This is a genomic window from Roseateles sp. P4_D2 (genome assembly GCF_056401875.1).
In genome coordinates, this window is record NZ_JBFUIM010000005.1 from 385,160 (window position 1) to 404,090 (window position 18,931).

16 protein-coding genes and 1 pseudogene are annotated in these 18,931 nt (G+C 67.8%); 13 read left to right on the forward strand and 4 right to left on the reverse strand.

The genetic code is table 11. From position 1 onward, the window contains the following. Positions 1–65 precede the first annotated feature (65 nt). Complete coding sequence (locus AC1DW0_RS11770) at positions 66–713, reverse strand: DedA family protein (RefSeq protein WP_056201588.1); 648 nt, start codon at positions 711–713, stop codon at positions 66–68. Positions 714–770: 57 nt separating this feature from the next. Here AC1DW0_RS11770 and mutL point away from each other — a divergent pair, with 57 nt between their 5' ends. The 9 genes from mutL (at position 771) to AC1DW0_RS11815 (ending at position 12,261) form a co-directional block, all read left to right on the forward strand. Continuing rightward, complete coding sequence (gene mutL / locus AC1DW0_RS11775) at positions 771–2,612, forward strand: DNA mismatch repair endonuclease MutL (protein ID WP_477945978.1); 1,842 nt, start codon at positions 771–773, stop codon at positions 2,610–2,612. 9 nt (positions 2,613–2,621) lie between these two features. Continuing rightward, on the forward strand, positions 2,622–3,908 hold the full coding sequence (locus tag AC1DW0_RS11780) for a pseudouridine synthase (RefSeq protein WP_477945979.1): 1,287 nt from the start codon (positions 2,622–2,624) through the stop codon (positions 3,906–3,908). Further along, entirely contained in the window at positions 3,893–4,822 is a 930-nt protein-coding gene (gene miaA / locus AC1DW0_RS11785; RefSeq protein WP_457390481.1) for a tRNA (adenosine(37)-N6)-dimethylallyltransferase MiaA, read from the forward strand. Before AC1DW0_RS11780 ends, miaA begins: the two co-directional genes overlap by 16 nt. A 46-nt stretch (positions 4,823–4,868) precedes the next feature. Further along, the gene (locus AC1DW0_RS11790; protein ID WP_056201577.1) at positions 4,869–5,522 is read left to right on the forward strand and encodes an ABC transporter ATP-binding protein; all 654 of its coding nucleotides are present in this window, start codon (positions 4,869–4,871) and stop codon (positions 5,520–5,522) included. Continuing rightward, on the forward strand, positions 5,519–8,059 hold the full coding sequence (locus AC1DW0_RS11795) for an ABC transporter permease (RefSeq protein ID WP_477945982.1): 2,541 nt from the start codon (positions 5,519–5,521) through the stop codon (positions 8,057–8,059). The genes AC1DW0_RS11790 and AC1DW0_RS11795 overlap by 4 nt, the downstream gene beginning before the upstream one ends. Continuing rightward, positions 8,056–9,090, forward strand: a complete 1,035-nt coding sequence (locus AC1DW0_RS11800) for a lipocalin-like domain-containing protein (protein ID WP_477945983.1) — start codon at positions 8,056–8,058, stop codon at positions 9,088–9,090. Before AC1DW0_RS11795 ends, AC1DW0_RS11800 begins: the two co-directional genes overlap by 4 nt. Positions 9,091–9,096: 6 nt before the next feature. Further along, complete coding sequence (locus AC1DW0_RS11805; protein ID WP_477945985.1) at positions 9,097–9,246, forward strand: hypothetical protein; 150 nt, start codon at positions 9,097–9,099, stop codon at positions 9,244–9,246. Positions 9,247–9,250: 4 nt separating this feature from the next. Beyond that, a complete protein-coding gene (locus AC1DW0_RS11810) occupies positions 9,251–11,056 on the forward strand; it encodes an ABC transporter transmembrane domain-containing protein (protein ID WP_056201566.1) in 1,806 nt (601 codons plus the stop codon). A gap of 77 nt (positions 11,057–11,133) precedes the next feature. Beyond that, positions 11,134–12,261 carry a lactonase family protein gene (locus AC1DW0_RS11815; protein WP_477945987.1) on the forward strand — a complete coding sequence of 376 codons (1,128 nt, stop codon included), beginning with the start codon at positions 11,134–11,136 and terminating at the stop codon, positions 12,259–12,261. A 227-nt stretch (positions 12,262–12,488) separates the two neighbouring features. On the opposite strand, the gene AC1DW0_RS11820 is transcribed toward AC1DW0_RS11815, so the two are convergent. Further along, positions 12,489–13,253: a helix-turn-helix domain-containing protein gene (locus tag AC1DW0_RS11820; protein ID WP_477945989.1), complete on the reverse strand. Its 765-nt coding sequence runs from the start codon at positions 13,251–13,253 to the stop codon at positions 12,489–12,491. Positions 13,254–13,370: 117 nt separating this feature from the next. Between AC1DW0_RS11820 and AC1DW0_RS11825 the strand changes: the two genes are divergently transcribed. Continuing rightward, positions 13,371–14,270, forward strand: a complete 900-nt coding sequence (locus tag AC1DW0_RS11825) for an NAD-dependent epimerase/dehydratase family protein (protein ID WP_477945991.1) — start codon at positions 13,371–13,373, stop codon at positions 14,268–14,270. Positions 14,271–14,298: 28 nt separating this feature from the next. Next, positions 14,299–14,841, forward strand: a pseudogene (locus tag AC1DW0_RS11830) (thymidylate synthase); the annotation flags it as partial. A 755-nt stretch (positions 14,842–15,596) separates the two neighbouring features. On the opposite strand, the gene AC1DW0_RS11835 reads toward AC1DW0_RS11830, so the two are convergent. After that, a complete protein-coding gene (locus AC1DW0_RS11835; protein ID WP_477945993.1) occupies positions 15,597–16,226 on the reverse strand; it encodes a DNA-binding protein in 630 nt (209 codons plus the stop codon). Between the two features lie 291 nt (positions 16,227–16,517). Continuing rightward, positions 16,518–16,772, reverse strand: a complete 255-nt coding sequence (locus AC1DW0_RS11840; RefSeq protein WP_477945994.1) for a hypothetical protein — start codon at positions 16,770–16,772, stop codon at positions 16,518–16,520. A 191-nt stretch (positions 16,773–16,963) separates the two neighbouring features. Here AC1DW0_RS11840 and AC1DW0_RS11845 point away from each other — a divergent pair, with 191 nt between their 5' ends. Both AC1DW0_RS11845 and AC1DW0_RS11850 read left to right on the forward strand, forming a co-directional pair. Continuing rightward, a complete protein-coding gene (locus AC1DW0_RS11845) occupies positions 16,964–17,788 on the forward strand; it encodes a GGDEF domain-containing protein (RefSeq protein ID WP_477945995.1) in 825 nt (274 codons plus the stop codon). 34 nt (positions 17,789–17,822) lie between these two features. Beyond that, complete coding sequence (locus AC1DW0_RS11850) at positions 17,823–18,908, forward strand: methyltransferase (RefSeq protein ID WP_477945997.1); 1,086 nt, start codon at positions 17,823–17,825, stop codon at positions 18,906–18,908. The last annotated feature ends 23 nt before the right edge of the window (positions 18,909–18,931 follow it).

Consider the following 18,931-nt stretch of genomic DNA (forward strand, 5'->3'; position numbering starts at 1 on the left):
GCGACTCTAGTGCGCCTTGGGCGCGGCTCCGAAAGTCAGCGCCGGGCTGAGTTGGCCGTGCCGAGTCAGCCCGGCTGGCGCTTGAACCTGGCCTTCAGGCCGCCGGCGATGATGACCAGGCCGGGTATGAGAATCATGGCCCAGATGATCTTGTCCAGGTTGGTTTTGACCCAGGGCACGTTGCCGAAGACATAGCCGATCAGCGTGACACCGCAGACCCACAGCACGCCGCCGCCCACGTCATACAGCGTGAACTTGCGCCGCGTCATCTGCGCCACGCCGGCCACGAAGGGCGCGAAAGTGCGCAAAAAGGGCATGAAGCGGGCCGCAACGAGGGTGATGCCGCCGTACTTCTCGTAGAAGGCATGGGCCTTCTCGAAGGCGGCCTTGTTGAAGAAGCGCGAGTCCTCCCACTGGAAGACGCGCGGGCCGAAATGCCGGCCGATGCTGTAGTTGCTCTGGTTGCCGAGGATGGCCGCCGCCGTCAGCAGCGCCATGGACAGGCCCAGGTCCATCAGCCCGACGCCACACATGGCGCCGACGACAAAGAGCAGGGAATCCCCCGGCAGGAAGGGCATGACGACCACGCCGGTCTCGACAAAGATGATCAGGAAGAGCAGCGCATACACCCAGGCGCCGTAACTCGCGACGAAGTTGGCCAGGTGCTGGTCGACGTGCAGGACGAAGTCGATGAGGAAGGGAAGGAAATCCATGGGCAGCGATTATCCCGGCCCGGACGTGACAGCCGGACGGCGCCGATAATCCCGCCGATGGATTTGCCCCTGCCCGACCTCCCTGCCCCGCGCGCCATCCGCGAACTGCCCGATGAGCTGATCAGCCAGATCGCCGCCGGCGAGGTCGTCGAGCGCCCGGCCTCGGTGGTGCGCGAGCTGGTGGACAACGCACTGGACGCCGGCGCGAAGAACATCCAGGTCAAGCTGATGGCCGGTGGCGTGCGTGCCATCGTCGTCGAGGACGACGGCTGCGGCATCCCTGTCAACCAGTTGCCCCTGGCACTCAAGCGCCATGCCACGAGCAAGATCGCCAGCCTGAGTGACCTGGAATCCGTCGCGACGATGGGATTCCGCGGCGAGGCATTGGCCGCCATCTCGTCGGTCTCCGACATGGTCATTGCCAGCCGCACGGCCGCCGACGCTCACGCCCACCGGCTGGACGCCCGCAGCGGCGAGCTGCAGCCGGCCGCCCGTGCGCGCGGCACCAGCGTCGAGGTGCGCGAGCTGTTTTTTGCCACCCCCGCCCGCCGCAAGTTCCTCAAGACCGACGCCACCGAGCTGGCCCATTGCGTCGAAGCCGTGCGCCGCCATGCACTGGCGCGTCCCGACGTCGGCTTTGCGATCTGGCACGAAGGCAAGCTCGTCGACCAATGGCGCGCCGCGTCCAGCGAGCAGCGCATTGCCGATGCGCTGGGCGCAGACTTTGTCACCGAGAGCCGCCCCTTCGAGCACAGCTTCGGCCCCTTGGCCCTGACCGGACGCGCCGGCCTGCCCGAGGCGGCGCGCTCGCGGGCCGACCAGCAATACGTCTGGGTCAATGGTCGCCATGTGCGCGACAAGCTCATCAGCCATGCCATCCGCTCCGCCTACGAGGACGTGCTGCACGGCCAGCGCCAGCCCAGCTATGTGCTCTTCATCGAGATCGCGCCCGAGCTGGTGGACGTGAACGTGCACCCGACCAAGATCGAGGTGCGCTTTCGCGACGGCCGCGCCATCCACCAATCCGTGCGCCGCGCCTTCATCGACGCGCTGGCCCAGTCGCGTGCGGACGCCGCCGGCGTCGAATCGGCCATGGCGCCGCTTGGCTTCGAGCCGACGATGCCGGCCACGCTCTTCGTCTCGGAGCCGCGCCCGGCCTACCAGTCTTATGTGCCGCCCGTGCCGGCGACGGCCGAGCAGGTCAGGCTGTCCCTGGTTCAGCACGAGGCCCTGTGGGCCCCCGGTGAAGCTCCTGAGCCCGCACCTGCGACAGCCGCGCCGACGATCAGCTTGAAGATGAAGTTGCCGGACGAGGACTGGCCGCTGGGCCGCGCCATCGCGCAGATCCAGGGCGTCTACATCCTGGCCGAGAACAAGCAAGGCCTGGTCATCGTCGACATGCACGCGGCCCATGAGCGCGTCGTCTATGAGCGGCTCAAGGCCAGGCTCGGCGCGACCCAGATCGAAAGCCAGCCGCTGCTGATCCCGGTCAGCTTCGCCGCTACGGCCGAGGAGGTCGCCGCCGCCGAGCAGCATGCCGACACGCTGTCAAAGCTCGGCCTGGATGTCGCCCCGCTGTCGGTCCGCACCTTGGCCGTGCGCTCCCGCCCCGCCCTGCTTGCGGCCTCCGACCTCGTCGCGCTGACCCGCGAGCTGCTCGCCGAGATGGCCCAGTTCGACGCCAGCTCGGTGCTCGAACGCGCCCAGCATGAAATCCTCGCCACCATGGCCTGCCACGGCGCCGTGCGCGCCAACCGGCAATTGACTCTGGACGAAATGAACGCGCTGCTGCGCGACATGGAAGCCACCGAACGAGCCGACCAATGCAACCACGGCCGCCCCACCTGGCGCCAGCTCGACATGCGCGAGCTGGACGCCCTTTTCCTGCGCGGACGCTGAAAGAAAACGATGGCCACCATCACCCTCAAGGGCAAGCCCAAGCCTGCTGCCAAGACTCGCAACGCCGAGGGCGAGAAGCGCGCGCCGGTGCGCGGCAAGGGCGTCTCCAAGCCCCGCACGACGCTTGCCAAGGCGCAAGCCGACCGGGCCGAGCGCGAGGAGCAGTTCCAGAAGTCGCAAGCGCAGCGCGCCGAACGGCCGGCACCGTCTCGCGACGAGCGGCCGGCTCGCCCGAAGCCGACGGGCTTCAAGTCTGACTGGCAGCAGCAGCCGCGTGGCGATGCGCCGCCGCGCCCCGAGCGTGGCCCGCGTGCACGACCCGACGAGCGCCCGCCGCAATACCGCGGCGACGCGCCACAGCGCCCAGAACGCGCCCCTCGCGCCCGCCCGGACGAACGCCCTCCTGCTGACCGCCCACCGCGCGTCGACCAACGCCGTGTGGCCAACCGCGGCCCCAACTTCGAGCCGCCGCAGCGCCCGCAGCAACGCCGCAACCCGGCCCGCGAGGTCGCCCCTGAGGACGGCGAGCGCCTGTCCAAGCGCATGGGTGAGCTCAAGCTCGCCTCGCGCCGCGAGGCCGACGACTGGATTGCCGCCGGCTGGGTGCGCGTCAATGGCAAGGTCGCCGTGCTGGGCCAGCGAGTCGGCCTCGACGTGCAGATCGACATCGACCCCGCCGCCCGCAACCAACAGGCCCAGCTTGTCACCGTGCTGCTGCACAAGCCCATCGGTTACGTCTCGGGCCAGGCCGAAGACGGCTACGAGCCGGCCGTCGTGCTGTTCCAGCCCGAGAACCGCTGGGCGGAAGACGCCTCCGGCATCAAGCCCAACGCCGGCCACCACCGCAACCTGGCTCCCGCCGGGCGGCTGGACATCGACTCCACCGGCCTGCTCGTGCTGACGCAGGACGGCCGCATCGCCCGGGTGCTGATCGGCGACGACTCCGACGTCGAGAAGGAGTACCTCGTGCGTGTCGAGTTCGTCGGCCTGCCCGGTGCTGAAGCCGTGCCAGAGGGCACGCTGCCCAACGCGGCGCTGTCGAACAACAAACTCGCCCTGCTCAACCATGGCCTGGAGCTGGACGGCGAAGAACTCAAGCCCGCCAAGGTCAGCTGGCAGAACGAGCACCAGCTGCGCTTTGTGCTGCGCGAGGGCAAGAAGCGCCAGATCCGCCGCATGTGCGAACTGGTCGGCCTCAAGGTCGTCGGCCTGAAGCGCGTGCGCATCGGCCGCATTCCGCTCGGGCACCTGCCGGTTGGGCAGTGGCGCTATCTCGCGCCATGGGAGAAGTTCTGAATACACCGATCTGCCTGGCCGGCCCGACCGGCTGCGGCAAGACGGCGGCGGCCCTGGCGATTGCCGAGGTGCTGCCCGTTGAGATCATCAGTGTCGACTCGGCCCTGGTCTACCGCGGCATGGACATCGGCACGGCCAAGCCCACGGCCGCTGAGCAGGCCGCGGTGCCGCACCATCTCATCGACATCCTTGACCCGACCGAGAGCTATTCGGCCGCCGAGTTCGTGCGCGATGCCAAACGGCTTGCTGCGGAGATCAGCGCGCGTGGCAAGCTGCCGCTGCTGGTGGGCGGCACGATGCTGTACTTCAAGGCGCTGTTCGATGGCCTGTCGACGCTGCCCCAGGCCGACGCCGACCTGCGTGCCGCCATCGACGCCGAGGCGGCCGAGCGCGGCTGGCCAGCGATGCATGCGGAGCTGGCCAAGCTCGACCCTGAAACGGGCGCCCGCTTGGCACCCAACGACAGCCAGCGAATCCAGCGCGCGCTGGAAGTCATCCGCCTGACCGGCCAGCCGCTGAGCGCGCTGCATGCCGCCTCGCGCGACGAAGGCGTGGACTGGCCGCTGTTCTCGCTGGAGCCCAGCGACCGCGCTTGGCTGCACGAGCGCCTGGCGCAGCGTTTCGACGTCATGTTGGCCCAAGGGCTGGTCGACGAGGTCAAGAGCTTGCGGGCCCGTGGCGACCTGAGCCTGGCCTTGCCATCGATGCGTTGCGTCGGCTACCGCCAGGCCTGGGAAGCGCTGGACGCCAACAACTTCTCCGACCTGCGCGAGCGCGGCATTGCCGCCACGCGCCAGTTGGCCAAGCGCCAGATCACCTGGCTGCGCAGCATGCCGCAGCGCCGCGTCATCGCTTGCGACGGCCCCCAACCCATCCCCGAGCTGCTGGTCGGCTTGCAGAGGTTGCTCGCTTGATTCCCCCGCGGGCCGGCGCCGCGCGCAAGGACCCAGAATCCGGTCCATGAGTCTTCTGAGTGCGCGCCGCCTGGCGAAGTCCTACGGCGAGGTGGCCGTGTTTTCCGATGTGGATCTGGACCTGGACGCCGGCGAGATCGTCGCCCTGCTCGGCGAGTCCGGCAGCGGCAAGTCCACGTTGCTGAACTGCCTGGCCGGGCTGGACGAGGCCGACGCCGGCACCATCACGCTGGTGGGCCAGGACCTGCGGGCGCTGGACGATGAGGCCCGCTCGGCGCTGCGGCGCCGCGAGCTGGGATTCATCTTCCAGGCCTTCCATCTGCTGCCGCATCTGAACGTGGCCGACAACGTGGCCCTGCCGCTGCGCCTGCTGGGCCAGCGCGATGACGAACGGGTGCGGCAGATGCTGACGGCGGTGGAACTGGCGCCTCTGGCCGCGCGCATGCCCAGGCAGTTGTCGGGCGGGCAGTTGCAGCGCGTGGCGATCGCGCGGGCCCTGGTGCACCGCCCTCGCCTCGTGCTGGCCGATGAACCCACTGGCAACCTCGACCCGCGCCATGCCGGCGAAGTGCTGGCCCTGCTGCGCCGCTGCACGCAGGAAGCCGGTGCGGCCTGCCTGCTGGTGACGCATTCCGAGCGTGCGGCCGAGGCGGCACACCGCAGGCTTCGGCTGGATGCCAGCGGGCTGCATAGCGCATGACCCTTTGGCGCCATTTCACCTGGCCCGCCTGGCGGGACCAGCCCGGCCGCGTCCTTTTGGCCGTCATCGCCGTCATGCTGGGCGTGGCCCTGGCCTTCGGCGTACATCTGCTCAATGGCGCCGCCCTGACCGAATTCGCGCGTGCGGCGCGCGGCGTCAACGGCCAGCCCGATCTGGTGCTGACGGCCCGCTCCGGCCCGCTGACCGATGCCGACCTCGTCGATCTGCTGAACCGCCCCGAAGTCGCCGCCGCCAACCCCGTCGTCGAGGCCATGGCGCTGTGGCCGGGCCAGGTCGGCCCAGGCGGGCGGGGCCTGTCCATCCGCCTCATCGGCCTGGACCCACTGGCGCTGCTGGCCTCGGCCGCTGCCGGCCGTCCGCTGGCGGCTGAACTGACGCCCCAGGTCGAAGGTGGGCCGGCGGCGCTGCTGAGCCCGCATGTCGTCCACCTGAACGCTGCTGCCCGCAAGCTGCTACCTGGCGGCGCCACCCAGCTGGCGCTGCGCCTGCCAGGCGAAGGCACGCCGCGCGACATCGAGCTGGCCATCGGTGGCCGCGTCGCCGCCGACAACACGCCGCTGGGCGTGCTGGACATCGCCGATGCGCAAGCCCTGTTCGGCCGCGTGGGCAGCCTGGACCGCATCGACGTGCAACTCGCGCCCGGCGTGGACGCCACGGCCTGGACCGCCCGCCTGCCCGCGCGCTGGCTGGCCACGCCGCCGGCCGATACCGGCGCCCGGCTGTCCGACATGACGCGCTCCTACCGCGTCAACCTCGGCCTGCTGGCCCTGATGGCCCTGTTCACCGGCAGCTTCCTCGTCTATGCCGTGCTGTCCCTGGCCACGGCCCAGCGCCTGGCGCAATGGGCGCTGGTGGGCGTGCTCGGCGTATCGGCGCGCATGCGCTGGCGGTTGATCCTGGCCGAAGGCCTGGTCATCGGCCTCGCGGGCACGGCGCTGGGGCTGGCCCTGGGCGTCGGCCTGGCCGCGGGGGCGCTGAAGCTGATGGGCAGCGACCTGGGCTTGCACGGCGCCACCGATTCATCGGCCGAACTGCTGTTCAACCAGCCACTGCTGCTGCCGGCCCTGGTCTACGCGGCACTGGGGCTGGCGGCCACCCTGGTCGCGGCGCTGGCACCCGCACTGACGGTGCGCCGCATCGCGCCCGCGCTCGTGCTCAAGGGCCTGGGCCTGCCGGCGGCGCGCACCTTGCCCGCCTGGGCCGGCCTGGCGCTGCTGGCTGTGGGGGCGTCGCTGGCCTGGCTGCCGCCCGTCTGGGGTGACACACCGGTCGCTGCTTATGCGGCCATGTTCTTTCTGCTGATGGGCGGCCTGGCCCTGGTGCCCGCCCTGGTGCAGCTGATGACGGCGCTGCTCTCGCGCCTGCCGGCAGGCGCCCTGCTGCTGCTGGCCCGCGAACGCAGCCGCGACCAGGCGACCGAAGCGCGCCGGTCGCTGGCCGGCGTCCTGGTTGCCCTGGCCCTGGCCGTGGCCATGACTGTCATGATCGGCAGCTTCCGTGAATCCCTGATGCGCTGGCTGGACCAGGCCCTGCCGGCCGACCTCTATGTGCGCAGTGCGCTGCGGGGCGCCAACGGCATTCCCGCACCGCTGCCGCCACCCCTGTTGACGGCGTTGTCGCGCCTGCCCGAAGTCGCCCGCACCTCACCGCAGCTCACGGCCCGGCTGCGGCTGGCGTCCAGCGGCGAAACCGTGGCCCTGACTGCGCGCGACGTCCAGGCCGGCGGCCTGCCCCTCGTCGAACACTGGGCGGGCCCTGCCGCGGCGGGCACCCTGGCGGTCTGGGTCAACGAGGCCGCGCGGGACCGCGACGGGCTGAAGCCGGGCCATGTCTTCCAGGGCGAGCTGGTCGACGGCGGCCGCGCGCTGAAGCTGCAGGTGCGCGGCGTCTGGCGTGACTATTCACGCCAGAACACCGCGCTGTGGATGGCGCTGGACGACTACCGCCGCGCCAGTGGCGACACCAGCACGGCCGAGCTGGCACTCTGGCTGGCACCGGGCCGGTCGCTGGAATCGGCGCGCACCGCGGTTCGCCAGCTCGGCGGCGACAACGTCGAAATGGCCGCGGCGGGCGAGCTGCGCGCGCTGTCGCTGAAGATCTTCGACCGCAGCTTTGCCATCACCGTGTGGCTGCAGGCCGTGGCCCTGGCCGTGGGTCTGTTCGGCGTCATCGCCAGCCAATCGGCTCAGGCCCTGGCGCGCAAACGCGAGTTCGGCCTGCTGCGCCATCTCGGCCTGTCCAGGCGCCAGTTGCAGCGGCTGCTGCTCATCGAGGCAAGCCTGTCGGGCGGCGCGGGCGCGCTGGCCGGGCTGGCGCTGGGCCTGGGCCTGAGCGTGGTGCTCGTCTACGTCGTCAACCCGCAAAGCTTTCACTGGAGCATGGAGATGCATTTGCCGGTTGCGCGCCTAGCAGCCCTGGTCGGCCTGGCCTTCGCGGCGGCGGTCGGCGCTTCGCTGCTGGCCGGCCGGCGCGCCCTCGGCGCTGACGCCGTGCGCGCCGTGAGGGAGGACGCATGAAGCGCCGCGCCCTGTTGCTCGCCGCCCTGCCACTGCCCGCGCGCGCCGCCCTCAACTTCCCGCACGACTTCGGCGCCCACCCGGCCCAGGGCATCGAGTGGTGGTATTTGACGGGCCTGCTCGGCGACAGCAAGAGCGCACCGCCGCGCTTCGGCTACCAGCTGACCTTCTTCCGCCTGCCCGGCCCGGCAGCGGCCGACCATCCCAGCGGACTCGCGGCCAGGCAGTTGCTGCTCGGCCATGTCGCCTTGTCCGACCTGGGTGCGAAGAAGCAACGCCACAGCCAACGGTTGCTGCGCGGCCTGCCCGGCGCGGTGCAGGCCATGGAGGGTGACAGCGACGTCAAGCTGCGCGACTGGACGCTCAAGCGCAGCGGCGACGGCTATCGCGCCGCCTTCAACGGCCCGGGCTTCGCGCTGGCGCTGAACCTGTCCACGCCCGACGCGCCACTGCTGCAGGGCGAGGCCGGCCTGTCCCGCAAGGGGCCTGATCCCGCGCAGTTCAGCCGCTACTACTCGCGCCCCCAACTCGCCACCGAGGCCATGCTGACCCTGGACGGCCAACGCCAGCGCCTCACCGGCCGCGCCTGGCTGGACCATGAATGGAGCGACAGCCTGCTGGGCCAGGCGCAGGGTTGGGACTGGCTGGGCATCAACCTCGATGATGGACGCGCGCTGACGCTCTTCCAGCTGCGCCGCAAGGACGGCAGCCGGGACTGGGCCGGCGGCAGCCTGCGCAGCCCCGGGCAGCCCGACCGCAGCTTCACGCCCCAGGAGGTCGAGATGACGCCGCTGCGGCACTGGACCAGCCCCGCCACGGGCGCGCGCTACCCGGTCGAATGGCGGCTGAAGAGCCCCGCTGGCGACATGCTGCTGAGCACGTATTTCGACGCCCAGGAGATCGACGCGCGAAACAGCAGTGGCCTCGTCTATTGGGAGGGCGCCGCCCAGTTGTTCGACCGCGAAAAACGGCCACTCGGCGCCGGCTACCTGGAGTTGACCGGCTACGCAGGGCGCCTGCCACTACCGTGACCCACAATGCGCGCCGAATGCAGCCACGGCAACCCACCCGCCCGACCTTTGGCTGGGACAACCCGGCGCAGCCATGCGCTGCAACTGCTCTGCCACCAGGACCTTGACGACGCGATGCTGGCCCGCACCTGCGCCGTGTTGACTGAAAAGCTGTAACCCCATGAGTTCCACGACCGAACGCCCCGCGTCCAAGCAGGCCCGCTCCTTGAGCGGCCTGCTGCCCTTCCTGCGCCCCTACCGCGGCCGCATCGCGCTGGCCTTTGCAGCCCTGTTGCTGTCTGCCATGGCCACGCTGGCCTTCCCGCTGGCGTTGCGCGGCCTCATCGACGCCGGATTCGAGGCCGCCAACCCCGGCGAGAAGCTGATGGCGTTGCGCGAGCATTTCCTCGCGATGTTCGCCGTCGGCGCCGCACTGGGGCTGTTCTCGGCGTCGCGCTTCTACATGGTCACCTGGCTGGGCGAGCGCGTGACGGCCGACATGCGCAACGCCGTCTACACCCATGTGCTGCGCCAGAGCCCTGAGTTCTTCGAGACGACGCAGACCGGCGAGGTGCTCTCCCGCATCACGACGGACACCACCGTCGTGCAGACCGTCGTCGGCTCCAGCCTGTCCATGGGCCTGCGCAACATGGTCATGGGCATCGGCGCGCTGGTCATGCTCATCGTCACCAATCCCTATGTGATGGGCCAGGTGCTGGGCATCCTGGTGCTGGTCGTGGCGCCGGCGCTTTACTTCGGCCGCCGCGTGCGCAAGCTCTCGCGCGCCAGCCAGGACCGTGTGGCTGACACCTCGGCCATCGCCGCCGAGGTGCTGAACGCCGTCACCGTCGTGCAGAGCTACACCCAGGAGGCCGCCGAGGCCAAACGCTTCTCCGCCGCCAGCGAGGCCGCCTTCGATACCGCACGCAAGCGCACGCGCATCCGCAGCTTCATGGTCGCCTTCATCATCACGGCCGTCTTCGGCGCCATGCTGTGGGGCCTCTACCAGGGCACGCAGGCCGTCATCGCCGGCAAGATCTCGGCCGGCCACCTGGGCCAGACCGTCGTCTACGTGACCCTGCTGGTCAGCAGCGTGGCCGTGCTGGCCGAAGTCTGGGGCGACGTGCTGCGCGCGGCGGGTGCGACCGAGCGCCTCATCGAGCTGATGGAAGCGCGGTCACCAGTGGCCGAACCCGCAGCGCCGAAGGCCTTGACGGCCGCGCAGGGCGGCAGCCGTGTCGAGTTCGACGCCATCACCTTCAACTACCCCTCACGGCCCGCCACGGCGGCGCTGGACCGGCTCAGCCTGAACATCGCGCCCGGCGAGACCGTCGCCCTGGTCGGCCCCAGCGGCGCCGGCAAGAGCACGGTGCTGCAACTGCTGCTGCGCTTTTACGACCCGCAGTCCGGCTCGATCCGGCTCAACGGCGTCGAGACCCGCGAACTGAGCCTCAAGGACCTGCGCGCCAACATCGGCCTGGTGCCGCAGGACAGCGTCATCTTCTCGACCTCGGCAATGGAGAACATCCGCTACGGCCGCCCCGCGGCAACGGACGAGGAGGTCATTGCCGCCGCCAAGGCCGCCTTTGCCGACGACTTCATCCGCGCCCTGCCCGAGGGCTATCAAAGCTTCCTGGGCGAGCGCGGCGTGCGCCTGTCCGGCGGCCAGCGCCAGCGCATCAGCATCGCCCGCGCCATGCTGAAGAACCCGCCGCTGCTGCTGCTCGACGAAGCCACCAGCGCGCTCGACGCCGAAAGCGAACGCGTCGTGCAGGCCGCACTGGAAGCGGCCATGCAGCACCGCACGACGCTGGTCATCGCTCACCGCCTGGCCACCATCCAGAAGGCTGATCGCATCGTCGTGCTGGACGCCGGGCGCATCGTCGACATCGGCCGGCATGATGAGCTGGTGGCTCGCGGCGGGCTGTATGCGAAGTTGGCGTCGATGCAGTTTGGGCTGAAGGCCGACGCGCAAGCCGCTGCTTGAGCGGCAGGTCCTGGGAGCGGGACGCCCCCCCGTCCTGCGCCATGCGCATGGCCGGGCCTTAGAACGAACCTTCCCGCATGAAAAAACTCGCCCTTGCATTGATCCCCTCACTGCTGCCCATGGCCATCGCGGCCCAGACGCTGGTCTATGTCGGCACCGACACCGGCGGCGAGAGCAAAGGCATCTACGTCTCCACCCTTGACGAGATCACCGGCGCGCTGTCCCCGCCGCTGCTGGCCGCCGCCATCGGCAACCCGGGCTTCCTCGCCACGCACCCGAGCAAGCCCTTTGTCTACTCGGTCGCCGCCGGCCGCGCCGCTGATGGGTCCTGGAAAGAGGAAGTTGCCGCGTTCACCGTGCAGGACGACGGCCGCCTGGTGCTGCTCAACACCCGGCCCTCGGGCGGCAACGGCCCTTGCCACATCTCCGTCGATGCCGGTGGGCGCGTGCTGCTGCTGGCCAACTACAACGGGGGCAACGTCGTGTCCTACCCCATCCAGGGCGACGGCAGCCTGGGGCCGGCGGCCTCCACGGTCCAGCATGAGGGCGCCAGCGTCAACCCACAGCGCCAGCAGCAACCCCACCCGCACGGTATCTACCCCGGCCCGACCCAGACCCGCGCCTACGTGCCCGACCTGGGGCTGGACAAGGTCATGATCTACCGGCTGGACACGGCCAGCGGCCGGATCTCGCCCAACGCCCCTGCCCATGCCGCCACCGAGGCCGGCGGCGGCCCGCGCCACCTCGCCTTCCATCCGAATGGCCGCTACGCCTACGTGAACCTGGAGCTGACCTCCCGCGTGGCTGCCTACCGCGTGGATGCGGTGACCGGCGCGATGGAGGGCTTTCAAGTGCTGTCCAGCCTGCCGCCCGGCACCAAGGCCGAAGGCAACAGCACCGCCGAGATCATGGTCCACCCAGGCGGCCGGTTCCTCTACGTCTCCAACCGCGGGCACGACAGCATCGCGGTGTTCGCCATCGACGCGCAGGACGGGTCGCTGCGCTTCATCGAGGCGACGAGCACCGGCGGGCACACGCCGCGCAGTTTTGGCATCGTCCCGGGCGGGCGCTTTCTGGTGGCGGCCAATCATGACAGCGGCAACGTCACCGTTTTTCGCATGAATCCCGAGCGCGGCACGCTGTCACGCGTTGGCGGCGAGGTAACGGTTGACCAGCCTGCGTACGTTCGCTTCTTGCGGCGCTAGACGATAGTCGTCGCGGCGGCCAAGGCCCGCCAGGGCTATGCCAACCTCCTTGGCGAGCGCAGCGTGCGCCTGTCTGGCGGCCAACGCCGGCGCATCAGCATCGCTCGTGCCATGCTGAAGAACCCGCCGCACTGGGCGCCACGAAGAGCTGGTGGCTCGCGGCGGGCTGTATGCGAAGTTGGCGGCGATGCAGTTTGGGTTGGTCACGAACGCAGGAGCGGCCTGAGCTACTCCGGCAGCCGCCGCATCCAGCGCGACATGTGGCTCTGGTGGGCGAAGCCGGCCATCAACGCGATCTCGCTGAGCGCCCCCGCCCGCTGCTGCACCAGTTGCCGGGCACGCTCGACACGCCGCGACACCACGTAGCGATGCACCGGCATGCCGACGCCGCTGCGAAACAGCCGCTGCAGGCTCCACGGACTGACGCCCGCCACCCGCGCCAGGCTGGGCAGCGACAGCGGTCGTTCGAGATTCGCCTCGATGTAGTCCTGCACGCGCTGTAGGGCCGGGGCTGCGGGCGCCTCCGGCGATGACGGCGCGCGCAGCAGCACCGCCGTGGCAACCGACTGCACAAGGCCGTTGCGGAAGTGCTCACCGAAGGGAGCGTCGGATTGCAGGTCCTGGGCCAGCGCATAGAGCAGCCCCTGCAGGCGCGGCTCGCGCGCCATGTGGACCATGCCGACTTGGACATGCCGGCTGCCCAGGCCCAGCTCGTCCGCCATCCGCTCCAGCCGGGACGGGGCGATCAACACCTCCAGGCTGTTGAAGTCGGACTGGGCCTCAAACCCGTCGGCGGCCCCAGCCGGCACGATGTCCACGTCGCCGCGCGTGCGCAGGAAGGGCAGCCCCGTGCGCAGACAGGCCGTCTTGGTGCTGGCACTGAGATGGAGGACGACGCGGTGGTGGTCCAGCGGCGTGGCGAGCGCCCGACCCGCACGTTCGTGCCGCGACCGCAACGCCATCCCGCTCCGGCTGATCAACTCTGAATGCATGGCGGCAATCTAGCGGGCCGGCCAAATCCCCAGCCGCCGAGGGGCCGTGCCCGAATGTGCCGTTCGCTGCTCTTTTCGTGCGCGACAGGGCATGCCCACAGCCCCTACAAACTCGGCATGAACAACATCCTTGTCATCGGCGCGGGCCCCACGGGCTCGAACACTGCGGCCCTCCTTGCGTCGAAGGGCCATCACGTCACGCTGGTCAGCCGGCGCGGAACGCCTGCATCCCACCCGGGTGTGAGGCACGTGGCGGCGGACGTCAACGACCCGCAAACCATGCGCGAACTCGCCACGGGCGTCGACACCCTCATCAACTGCGCGATGCCGGCCTACGACCGCTGGCCCGAGGAATTCCCGCCGATCGGGAGCGCCGCGCTGTCGGTGGCCGCGGCCGTGGGCGCCCGGCTCGTGACCCTGAGCAACGTCTACGGCTACGGCCCTGTCGAAGGACCGCTGCGCGAGAACCATGCGCTGGCGCCCCATACCGTCAAGGGGCGGGTGCGCGCCGGCATGTGGGACCTGGCCCGGCGCAGCGGCGTCCCGGTGGCCGAGGTCCGCGCGAGCGACTTCCTGGGCCACGCGTCGGTGGGCTACTTCAATCTCTTCGTGCTGCCGGCGCTGCTGAAGGGTGAGGAGAGTGTCTTTCCCGGCGACCTCGACGCCGCGCACAGCTGGAGCTTCACGCTGGACGTCGCGGCCACGCTGGCCGCGGCGGCGACATCGCAGCAGTCCTGGGGCCGGGCCTGGCATGTACCGTCCTGCACGGCCTCGGTGCGCGAGTTGGCCAACGCCACCGCCCGCCTGGCGAAGCTGGGCGCACCCAGGCTGCGGCGCATGACGGCCGAGGAGCTGCGGCAGGCGGCCGAGGCTGACACCATGATGGCGGAGGTGGCCGAGATGGTCTACCTGTTCGAGCGCCCGTTCCTGCTGGATGCCAGCGAGACGCAACGCCTGCTGGGCGTGTCAGCCACGCCGCTGGAGCAGGTGCTGGCTGACAACCTGGGGCCCTGCTAGACCAGGCGCCTGCGGAGACAATAGGGGCATGAGCACCCCGCCCCGTCCTCCGCAGCAATACGAAGATTTCATGCGCCATGTGTTCGAGCATGGCGTGCAGAAAAGCGATCGCACCGGCACCGGCACGCGCAGCGTGTTCGGCCACCAGATGCGCTTCGACCTCGCCCAGGGCTTCCCGCTGGTCACGACGAAAAAAGTGCACCTGAAGTCCATCGTGCTGGAGCTGCTGTGGTTCCTGCGTGGCGACAGCAACGCCCGCTGGCTGCAGGAACGCGGCGTGACGATCTGGAACGAGTGGGCGCGTGAAGACGGCGACCTGGGGCCCGTCTACGGCGTGCAGTGGCGCTCGTGGCCGACGCCAGACGGTGGTCACATCGACCAGATTGCCGACGTCGTCAAGACGCTGAAGTCCAACCCCGACTCGCGCCGCATCATCGTCAGCGCCTGGAATGTGGCCGACCTGCCCCAGATGGCACTGATGCCCTGCCACGCCTTCTTCCAGTTCTACGTGGCGGACGGGAAACTGAGCTGCCAGCTCTACCAGCGCAGCGCCGACATCTTCCTGGGCGTGCAGGGTCTTTCTCGAATAACACCCACCCTGCATTGAGCTGGCGCGCCGGCCCCTCCTATGAAAATGGCCGAGCGGCCGGGGGTCAAAGGGCGAATAACGTTATCAAGAGTGAATAAACGACTGCCGGCGGGGTGAGGTAGAGGTTCAGGGGCCTGGGCACAGCGAAGGGCACGCCGCGTCGTACCTCGTGCAGCATGGAGGGGGCCGTTCGGAGCGCGGAGGCCTGCCTCGTACGAACCTCCTGTCGATGCTCAAGGTTCATCGCTAGCAGCCCAAATGCGAGCTTTTTTGTTCGCCCAGCCCTCAGCCTCGACATGCGTCGGAAGTATTTTCAGCACACTGGATTTGCTGGACCACCGGGTCGCGCCCCTTCCGACGGTCACCGTCGGCAGCGCAAGTCCTCGCCCGAAGCTATGTATTGGCGGATTTGTCTTCCCTACAAGGACGCGCCGTAGCTTCTCGCGGCAGCCGCTTGGAACCATCCCACTGACATACAAGCAGTTCGCCCACCTCCAGCGAGCCACCTCCTCGGCAACGCGCTAGTGGTGATGCTCTTTCTGCCGACCGTCGTTGTCCACGAGCGGAGCCTCAGCAGAGCCCAAGTCATTGAAAGTCAAGAATGTGACCAGGACGCACGTCGGCACGGTCCAGGCGAGGTCAGACCTATCAGCAGCCAAAGCCAGAACGAACGTACAAAATGCAAGGTGGGTGGCCGCTGAAACCGGGCACGCAGAGCAGCAAGCAGCAGCAGCTGATCAGGCGCTTTTGCGTACGGACGGGCGCCGGCCGCCGCGCTTCACGTCCTCAAGCAGCGCCTGTAGATGTTCCACGGCCTTCGCTGAGGCCCGAAGCTCCGCAACCTCACTGTCGCGCTCTGCAAGGGTTCTACTGGACTGAGCGAGCAACGACTCGAGCTTGGCGGCAGAGGCAGACTTCTCAGCCATCGTTGCTTGCAGAGTTGCTGCGTTCAACTCAAGTTCACGAATTTGGGCGTTGAGCACGTCGACACGCTGCGTCAGGCCTTGTTCAACAGCTTCAAGGCGCGCAACTTCCGTTTCGGCGCCAACCAATTGTTGTTCAGCCATCGCGCGGGCTTGCAGGGCGCGTTCAACAGGCTCGGCCACAGCCGCCTGGGCGGCCCGAAAGGCGTGTGAGTAGAGCTCACGGACGATCAACCTGCCACGGGCCTCGATGTCTGGCGGAAGTTCGACTGCTTCAATGGAGGCGGAGCGAACGTCCCGCCACTCCTCCAGCAGCCGCTTCACTGTCGTGTACGACCCACCGGTTCTCGCTTGAACGAGCACGGTGCTCGGCTGCGCGCCCTCACCAGCAAGCGCATCGGCTGCCGCAAAAACGACCTCTTTGGTAGCTACTTGCTTCGCCATTCACAGACCCTTCGTGACTACCGTAATTACCGTAATCGAGGTCTGCAAGCCAGCCATCCTGGCACCTTCTCCTCACAGATTGATGGCACCAAATACGAGTGCTTTTCGCACGCGAACCTCTTCGTCAACGATCCTTGCATGACCGCGAGCGATGCACAACGTGCATTGAACGTACACCTCGAAAAAAACTTTCCAGCTCCTCGCTGACAGCGACCACTACCCGCCCAAAAGGGCGCTGAGCCGCAGGCAAAAACCACCAGGCGCCTTCTGCCAGCACGTCGGAACCGAGGCCTAAAGATCCTTACTGTGGACCAGCAAGGGGTTCTCTGCGGTATAGGTCAGCGTCTGACCTGCGAGCGGTGCGACCCGAAGATGGATCTGCTCGGCATGGTGACGGTACGCGTGACCAAGCGTCTCGAACGCTTCAGCGCCGAAGTGGTCCTCCAGCGCTTCTCGGCTGATGCGCACAGGAACCGTCGCTTCTCCTAGCGGCAAGCTGAAGTCGAACCACTCGGCGTGCCGCCGGCTGCTGATCGTGTCGCTCATGAGGCGCGCCCCTAGAAGTTGAGGCGACATCATGCCCGTAAGCCGCGCGCTCGTTGCCTAGTGGAAAAAAAGCCCCATGAGAGCTTTGTTCAAAGGACGCCAGTAGCCGTAGCACGTGACGACGCCATATGGATCAGCTGGTACCTCTTCAGCCCTCGTCGCGAGGGAAGTCCCTCAAATTCGAGTCGAGCATGCACCGCTACATTGAAGGAGAGGCTTGGCTTCGGCCAGCCTCCCTGCTTTTCCTCCCTGAGCAGGAGCTTCAGCGCATGACAGCAAAGAGGCTTTGTCACCCCGGCCATGTGCCGGGGTTTCTTTTTAGTCCCACGCTTCCCATTGAGGTCGACATAGACTTCACCATGGCTCGCCGCATTCCGCCGCTGCATTTGCTCCTGCAGAACCTCCAGCGAAGCATCGAGCGCCGGCCTCCTTACTCACGATGGCCGTCGCTTGGGCGTTGGCTGTATGAGGCCCGAATGCGCCTATTTCCGCGCGACTCTCTCACTGGACTGCTTAACCGTGTCAAGTTCTCCGATCGTGTCAACGTTTCCTTAGCGGGCGGCAATGCTGGTGCCCTGCTCGTAGTAGACGTCGACCAGCTATCTTGGATCAACTACACGTGGGGGCACGCCAAAGGCGACGAGTGCCTTCAGCACCTTGCTGGCCTCTTGGTCGACGCCCAGCGAAATGGACATATTGCCCGGTTCAGCGGTGAAGAGTTCGTCATCTACCTGGAGCAAGGACCGGAAGTTGAAGAGTTGGCACAGCGTATTCGCATGCGCGTCGAGCAAGACCCGCGGTTTGAGGAAATGCGAGCCAGGGTTCCTCGACGCCTTTCCGCAGCCGCTTCCGAACATGGTTGTTACGGCCCGCTACTCACACTGACGGTTGGCGTTGCTCACGCCAAACCTGGCATGCCATTCGACGAGTTGCTTCGAGCGAGCTACGGCGCGATGACCTCAGCCAAGAAGGCTGGTCGCAATCGAATAGCCGTTGCTGAGGTAGGTGCGGCGTGATCCAAGCGGCGCACGCGAATGGCAGGCACGACCGATGATCGCAAGTCTGGTGGCGTTCTACATGAGCCGCGACCGCGTGCTGTCGCTGCTTGACCGCTCCACGCTGCCATCACTCTATCGACAGGCTCTCCTGGGTCTAAACGTCCCGATGGCTTCGGCCCTGTTGAGCAGTGACGTCGGCACACATGTTCTCCAGTCCATTGCGAACGGTGGCATCCGAACACTGCAGCAGATGGCAGTCGATGGGTCGCTGGCCGAGGGAATGCCTTTCATCTACAACGGGCATTTCTTCGGCAAGGGGTTCGCTTTTCGCAACAAGAGCCCTGCTCTGACACTGACCGAAAAGCTGGATGCACCGCTAGACGGTAAACGGCTGGTCTTGGAGTTCTCCAAGAGTGGTTTGCTCAACGATACGGCGTACTCACGAATGTCCGGCTCCACCCGCCTTTTTGCGTACGCCTACGTCACAGAGATCACCAAAGACACGGTGCGCGCCGTTCCTTACGTGATTGGCGACCTCGTTGAGAACCATTCCGCGATGTCCCTGCCGTTTGATCAGTCGCTGAGGCTTTGGCCCGGCGCGGTTGAACAGTTTTCTGGCGTCGACCAAAGGTGGGGCCCTTCGGCGGCGGAGTTCGCTCAGCTTGCTGAAGTTCCAGAACGAAAGGTGAAGGAGGTCATCGCCGGGCTGCTTGGCGAACGTCACGTGCCATCAGATTGGGGCGGTGAGGAAAGCGACCTCTACTCCGGAGAGCTTCTTATCGCCGGTCAGCGTCATACCGGTGCCTTTCTGCTTAAAGGTCCTGCAAAGTTCCATCCGATGACGCCGAAGGACCTCGGGAAGAACGGCGACCAGATCTACCGCCTTTTCAACACCTCCGCGGACGTGTACGTCATCCAGCACTGTCACACCATTGGCCCGGCGGTCCGCAAAACGATTGAGGCTTTCGCACTTCAGCGTTCACTTACGGCACCATGCCGCTACTTGATTCTGGACGGCTACGACACCGCACGCCTCCTTCGCGCTGCAGGTGAGTGGCCAACCGCGAAGAAGGTAGTTCGCAAGCACACCCCCAAGGCTGGCAAAACGCCCTCCTCGGCCCGTCGTACTCGAACGTGATGCGGCTTGTTAGGGCCTAGAAC

Bases quoted from the DNA above. Each gene is read 5' to 3' on its own strand.
- AC1DW0_RS11770 (WP_056201588.1), bottom strand. From the start codon at position 713: ATGGATTTCCTTCCCTTCCTCATCGACTTCGTCCTGCACGTCGACCAG.
- mutL (WP_477945978.1), top strand. From the start codon at position 771: ATGGATTTGCCCCTGCCCGACCTCCCTGCCCCGCGCGCCATCCGCGAA.
- AC1DW0_RS11780 (WP_477945979.1), top strand. From the start codon at position 2,622: ATGGCCACCATCACCCTCAAGGGCAAGCCCAAGCCTGCTGCCAAGACT.
- miaA (WP_457390481.1), top strand. From the start codon at position 3,893: ATGGGAGAAGTTCTGAATACACCGATCTGCCTGGCCGGCCCGACCGGC.
- AC1DW0_RS11790 (WP_056201577.1), top strand. From the start codon at position 4,869: ATGAGTCTTCTGAGTGCGCGCCGCCTGGCGAAGTCCTACGGCGAGGTG.
- AC1DW0_RS11795 (WP_477945982.1), top strand. From the start codon at position 5,519: ATGACCCTTTGGCGCCATTTCACCTGGCCCGCCTGGCGGGACCAGCCC.
- AC1DW0_RS11800 (WP_477945983.1), top strand. From the start codon at position 8,056: ATGAAGCGCCGCGCCCTGTTGCTCGCCGCCCTGCCACTGCCCGCGCGC.
- AC1DW0_RS11805 (WP_477945985.1), top strand. From the start codon at position 9,097: ATGCGCGCCGAATGCAGCCACGGCAACCCACCCGCCCGACCTTTGGCT.
- AC1DW0_RS11810 (WP_056201566.1), top strand. From the start codon at position 9,251: ATGAGTTCCACGACCGAACGCCCCGCGTCCAAGCAGGCCCGCTCCTTG.
- AC1DW0_RS11815 (WP_477945987.1), top strand. From the start codon at position 11,134: ATGAAAAAACTCGCCCTTGCATTGATCCCCTCACTGCTGCCCATGGCC.
- AC1DW0_RS11820 (WP_477945989.1), bottom strand. From the start codon at position 13,253: ATGCATTCAGAGTTGATCAGCCGGAGCGGGATGGCGTTGCGGTCGCGG.
- AC1DW0_RS11825 (WP_477945991.1), top strand. From the start codon at position 13,371: ATGAACAACATCCTTGTCATCGGCGCGGGCCCCACGGGCTCGAACACT.
- AC1DW0_RS11835 (WP_477945993.1), bottom strand. From the start codon at position 16,226: ATGGCGAAGCAAGTAGCTACCAAAGAGGTCGTTTTTGCGGCAGCCGAT.
- AC1DW0_RS11840 (WP_477945994.1), bottom strand. From the start codon at position 16,772: ATGAGCGACACGATCAGCAGCCGGCGGCACGCCGAGTGGTTCGACTTC.
- AC1DW0_RS11845 (WP_477945995.1), top strand. From the start codon at position 16,964: ATGCACCGCTACATTGAAGGAGAGGCTTGGCTTCGGCCAGCCTCCCTG.
- AC1DW0_RS11850 (WP_477945997.1), top strand. From the start codon at position 17,823: ATGATCGCAAGTCTGGTGGCGTTCTACATGAGCCGCGACCGCGTGCTG.